The 5,390-nt window shown below is 40.2% G+C and carries 6 protein-coding genes; 4 read left to right on the top strand and 2 right to left on the bottom strand.

Annotated features, from left to right (window positions below; genetic code table 11):
- Positions 1–1,063, bottom strand: a 1,063-nt coding sequence (locus L656_RS0100250; protein WP_024597733.1) for a M24 family metallopeptidase, incomplete at its 3' end; no start/stop codon positions are given.
- Positions 1,064–1,251: 188 nt separating this feature from the next.
- Between L656_RS0100250 and L656_RS0100245 the strand changes: the two genes are divergently transcribed.
- From L656_RS0100245 to L656_RS0100235, 3 genes are all read left to right on the top strand, one after another.
- Positions 1,252–1,647, top strand: a complete 396-nt coding sequence (locus tag L656_RS0100245; RefSeq protein WP_033012968.1) for a hypothetical protein — start codon at positions 1,252–1,254, stop codon at positions 1,645–1,647.
- Positions 1,648–2,274: 627 nt separating this feature from the next.
- Positions 2,275–2,592, top strand: coding sequence for a hypothetical protein (locus L656_RS0100240; RefSeq protein WP_158000888.1), 318 nt, complete (start codon positions 2,275–2,277; stop codon positions 2,590–2,592).
- Positions 2,564–3,661, top strand: coding sequence for a carbohydrate porin (locus L656_RS0100235; RefSeq protein WP_080668950.1), 1,098 nt, complete (start codon positions 2,564–2,566; stop codon positions 3,659–3,661). Before L656_RS0100240 ends, L656_RS0100235 begins: the two co-directional genes overlap by 29 nt.
- A gap of 110 nt (positions 3,662–3,771) precedes the next feature.
- On the opposite strand, the gene L656_RS0100230 is transcribed toward L656_RS0100235, so the two are convergent.
- A complete protein-coding gene (locus L656_RS0100230; protein WP_024597730.1) occupies positions 3,772–4,674 on the bottom strand; it encodes a helix-turn-helix domain-containing protein in 903 nt (300 codons plus the stop codon).
- Positions 4,675–4,859: 185 nt separating this feature from the next.
- Between L656_RS0100230 and L656_RS0100225 the strand changes: the two genes are divergently transcribed.
- Positions 4,860–5,390: aldehyde dehydrogenase family protein (locus tag L656_RS0100225; protein WP_024597729.1), on the top strand; the 531-nt coding region annotated here is incomplete at its 3' end.

Below are 5,390 nucleotides of genomic sequence, written 5' to 3'. Positions count from 1 at the left end.
GTGGCGTTTTATTACCGCCTACCAAATAAGGCCATTCGTGAATATCTAAACCAATGCCGTGGCCTGTACGGTGCGGGCAACCAGGTGTTTGATAATCAGGGCCTAAACCTTGCTCAGCTAAGTAGCTGCGCGCAGCTGTATCTACGTCTTCACATGGCACGCCAATTTTTGCTGCATTGAAAGCTGCAATTTGTGCTGCTTTTTCATTATTCCAAAATTGACGTTGGCGATCAGTTGCTTCACCAAACACATAAGTGCGGGTAATATCAGATAAGTAATCATGTACTTTACAGCCAGTATCAATAAGTACCATGTCGCCTTTTTTGAGGATTTGCGGATCTTTTACCCCATGCGGAAATGACGTTGCAAGCCCAAATAACACGATACAAAAGTAGTTACCCGGCGCGCCTACTTTTTGATGCGCTAGCTTTATAAACTCTTCAACTTCAGTGGTACTAATACCCTCGTGCAGCATGCTTGCCGTAGCTTGGTGAACCACTAAGGTCATATCCATAGCGCGTTGCATTAATGCCAGCTCATTGGCTGATTTATGCATTCTACAATGTGCTGTAACAGGTTGAGCATTCACTAAATTTAAGCCCGTTTGCGCTTTATTAATACCATCAAAAATAAAGAACTGCGCGCTTTCGTCAATACCAATAGTGCCATTAGCCGCAATACCCATTTCCGTTAATATATTAACAAATAACTGATATGGGTTTTGATGCTCTTGCCAACCACGGATTGGCCCGTCAATTACTTTAAAACCATTGAGTGAGCCAATTTCAAAATAAGGAGCTATGTATTGCACTTCACCTTTAGCAGGCAAAATTGCGCCAACTAAACGCTCACTTGCATACCAACGCATACCGGTAAAATAGGCGAGGTTAGTACCTGCATTTAAATAAATGGCATCAATGCCATTGTTTTGCATATACGTTTGCGCTTTGGCTATACGAGATAAATATTCTGCCGGTTGAATAGGGGTTAAATCGCTGGTCATATTGCTTAAGCTAGCGAGTGCTTGTTCTTTGGTTTGGGTGCCAATACCAATTGTGGTCATAATGATCTCCTCTTTTATGCGGCTATTGTGCTTGTGCGGCAGGTTAACTGCAAGTTGCTTGCGGTAAAACTTTGTAATCTGAGCATGTATTTAATAAAGCCAATGCGCTATATTAATCTAAGTGCTAGGCAGTTTGATTGCTGCGTATGTTGTTAGTAAACTATAAAAATAAAAACAAAGGTGGGTGTATGGCTCTGTTGTGGTTGGGGGTTTTATTTATAATAATTGGCACTTTGCCATTTGTACGCTGGTTAAAATGTAAAGTAAGTAAACGCCACTGGCGGGTTTGTGTGGTAGAACAAATAACTGCCGTGGCAAATAATCAAATAACAGCACCCGAAATGTTGCATCAGCCAACTATGCTAGTGAGTTTTCGTTTTGATGGGCAGGTGCACAGTGTATTAGTGGAATATCGTGAAAAAATGTTTACCCGTTTTAAACAAGGTAAAACCTGCACACTGTTAGTTGACAAAAATAACCCGCAGCAGGTTTATAATAACGCAATACTTTGGCAAAGCTACGGATTAGTATGGTTATTAGCCGGTATTAGTTTATGTGCTTTTAGTTATTTTAGTTTGATTTAGCTTGATTTAAATCCCCTCGTTATCCCTTAATAGCGTTTAAGTGCAGCGCTTTTGAGGGAGCTTATCATGCGTTTTATTACTCTGTTTACTCTTCTTTTATTTCATCCTAACCCTCGTTTTACAGCTACCAGATTAATTTTACAGTTGCGCAGATAATCAAAAAACTCGTCATTAGTTTAATTATTGCGCGGTGGTTTTTCACGCTGAAATGTAAGTAAGTGGGCTCATTGTTTCCTCTGTGTTTTTGTTATGTTTACTTTGTGTTTTCCTTTTTTAATCAATGGTTTGTGACCCCTGTAAAATCTTATACTATCGCTGTTTGCTATATTGAATAACCCTCAGTGGTTGGATAAAATCCTTTTCAAATTGGTTATTACTGATCACAGCTCATTTACTACGAGTTATCGTAGCTGATCATTATTAGCGCCAAAATAGTTAGCTTAAAGTTAACGGCTTTATGCCTTTAATTTTTACTGACACAAAGTTAACTAAAAACTCCATCTTTAAAAGTAACTAATTTCGTATTTGTAGCTAGCAACCAGCACTGCTTAGCTAAATTACGGCTGCATTTTAATTAAATAGCGCTGCAAATACATTTAATGTAACCCCACAACGACTATGGTAAACATGAAATATAACAAACGAATTAAACCCTCTTTATCACTACTTTCAATATTATGCGCAGCTACAATGAGTGTTCACGCAGCAGAGCGCCCCGCTGGTTTATCGGATGAAGATATTGCATACGTTAAACAGTTAATTAATAATGAAATGCAAGCGCAGGATGAGGCTAAAGCTAAGCAAGAATTGGATAATGGGTTTGAATTTAATGGGTATTTTCGCTCAGGTACAAACACCATTATAGGGAGTGGCAGTAAAAATAATGGCTCTTGTTATTCACTAAACTACCCTAAAAATGATGGGGGTTTATTATCGCTTAGGTAACGAATGCAGAGACTACAGCGAGTTTCAGCTGACTAAAAAACAGCAGCTAAATGGGGTTAATTTTAAAGCCGTATTTATGATGGACTTTGCCGGGGATTCAAGAGATCCAACCGCAATGGAGGAGTGGTCTAGACGCTCAAGGCAGCTTTATGTAGAAACAGACAACTTACTCGATAATGGTACGCTATGGATTGGCCGCAGATATTATTACGATAAGGCAGTTGGTAGCGTACATATATTAGATTACAAACATATGCAAAGCTCGGGTAACGGCGTGGGTGTGTCCGACATTACGGTAAATGAAACCGATAAGCTGCATCTTGCTGCCATCACTTATGGTGGCGAGGGCGAACTTACAGGTAACAAAGCCACTGCAGATACTAACTATCAAAACTTTATGGCCGACGTACGCTATGAAATGGATGTAGGCGATGCGGGTAAAGTGGTATTTGCACTGCAAAACTTATTTGTAAATGATGCAATTGATGAAGCAGGGCTTACCGATGGCAGAACGTTTACAGTGCAATGGCAAAAGCAGTTAGGCAATGTTGATCAAAAAACAGTGATTCAATATGGTACCGGCGCCATGGCGCAAAACCCAGGCGCTGCCGGTACTGATGGCGGAAGCTTTGATTATGCCGCAGATAGCAGCTCAAGTGGCTTTCGTATTTTTAATAATGGCTTAATTGATATTACCGAAAAATTTAAACTAGATTACATGGTAATGTACGAAAAATCATCTGATTACCACACCCTAAAAAGTGTTGGTGTGCGCCCGCATTATTCAATATCGCCACATTGGAGTGTGCTTGGTGAATTGGGTTATAACGCTTATCAAACCAAAACAAACGGCATTGAAAATGATGAGCAAACACTTATGAAATATGCGCTAGCATTACAAGCAACAGCCGACTCTACCGAATATTGGTCGCGTCCATCATTACGCTTTTATCTAAGTAACTTTGATTGGAACAAGGCTGCTGGGCAAGAATCTGGGTTAAGTGTTGCAGGCAAAGAGGGCGACGAAAGTGCCTTAGTTGCAGGCGCTCAGGTTGAAATTTGGTTTTAATACGCAGTATTAATGCGCCATAAAAAATACAATAAAATAAGTTTCGTAGGCGTATTTAGTGCCTACGAAACGTTAATTAACCTCGCTATAAAATTAATCTAAACCACCACTTAATGGTTTTTCTTGGCAATGTTTGCTGGTGGTACGCCATAGGCTTGTTTAAATAATCGGCTAAAATGGCTAGGGCAATTAAAACCCAGCTCATAACACGCTTGGCTAACCGTGCGCCCCTGTAACAATTTACTATAGGCTTTTTTAAGCCTAAGTTGCTGTTGCCACAGTGATGGGCTCGTACCAAACGCCAACTTAAATTGTTGATAAAACTTGCTGCGACTCATACAGGCAATTTTACACAGCCTCTCTATATCCAATGCTTCATTTAAGTGCTCTTCTATGTATTGCAACGCATTATTTACCGGTGTTTTAAGCTGCGGATTATTGCCGTTTTTTAGCAATAAATCTCGACTTTGCTGCTGTAGCAAACGGGTAATAAGCTCGTTTAACGATAAGTCGATTAAATAACCTCGCTGCTCGTCGGGCTCACTAAATAAATGCACCATACGCGCTAAAAGTTGTTGGGTTTGGATATTGTGCTGGCTATGTACCAGCTGTGGTGTATAGGCAAATAAGTCATCGCTGGCAAAGCGTTGCTCAATATTGAGTGCATTAGCCACCTGCGTTATTTTGTCTGTGCTTATTTCAATAGCAAGGCAGGTAGTAGGCGCGTTTAAAGATGCTTGTTCAAAGTCAATTAATACCCCTTGCTCTGGTGCTAATACAAAGGATTCGTGAGGTAAAAATGCCTTATGATATTGGCAGCTCTCTACATGCATTACCTTTTTACCACTAAGCATGGCGCAAAAAAGTAATTCTTTTGAATGCAAAGCTACTTTTTGCGCATTTTCATAAGTATCGTAAATACTTAGCTCGCTATTATCGGCAGCAAAGGTCACTTTATTTTCAATTAGCACCTTTAATTGCTGGCGTTGCTTATTTAATTGCGGAGTATGCATTTTAATCCCTTTTAAATCTGGACTCATAGACAACTTTTGTGGACAGCAATACATGCTTTTAAGTGTTTGATAGTCTAATGTCAATCAATGCTGATTAATTATAAAACAGCACTTGATTAAATATAAAGCAAAAAGACTTATTTAATAGCTCGACTTTTAGCTAATAACAACAAGAGAGTGTCACTATGATTTATGCAAATCCAGGCGAAAAAGATGCACTAATTACCTTTAAAGCGCAATACGAAAACTACATTGGTGGAGAATGGGTAAAGCCAGTAAACGGCCAGTACTTTGAAAATATTAGCCCTGTAAACGGCAAAGTGTTTTGCAAAGTAGCGCGCTCCGACAAAGACGACATTGAACTTGCGCTCGACAAAGCCCATGCAGTAAAAGCGCAGTGGGGCACCACATCGGTTACCGATCGTAGTAACGTATTACTAAAAATAGCCGACCGTATTGAACAAAATTTAGAGTTACTTGCGGTTGCCGAAACGTGGGACAACGGCAAAGCAATTCGCGAAACACTCGCGGCCGATATTCCACTAGCCGCCGATCACTTTCGTTATTTTGCAGGTTGCCTGCGCTCACAAGAGGGCGGTATTAGTGAAATTGATGAAACTACCGTTGCCTATCATTTTAATGAACCGTTAGGTGTAGTTGGGCAAATAATTCCGTGGAACTTCCCTATACTAATGGCAGCGTGGAAGCTAGCCCCA

It is taken from the genome of Pseudoalteromonas sp. TAE56, assembly GCF_000497955.1.
Classification (GTDB): domain Bacteria; phylum Pseudomonadota; class Gammaproteobacteria; order Enterobacterales; family Alteromonadaceae; genus Pseudoalteromonas.
Note: the sequence above shows the minus strand (reverse complement) of the source record. Positions and strands in the feature narration are given on the sequence as shown.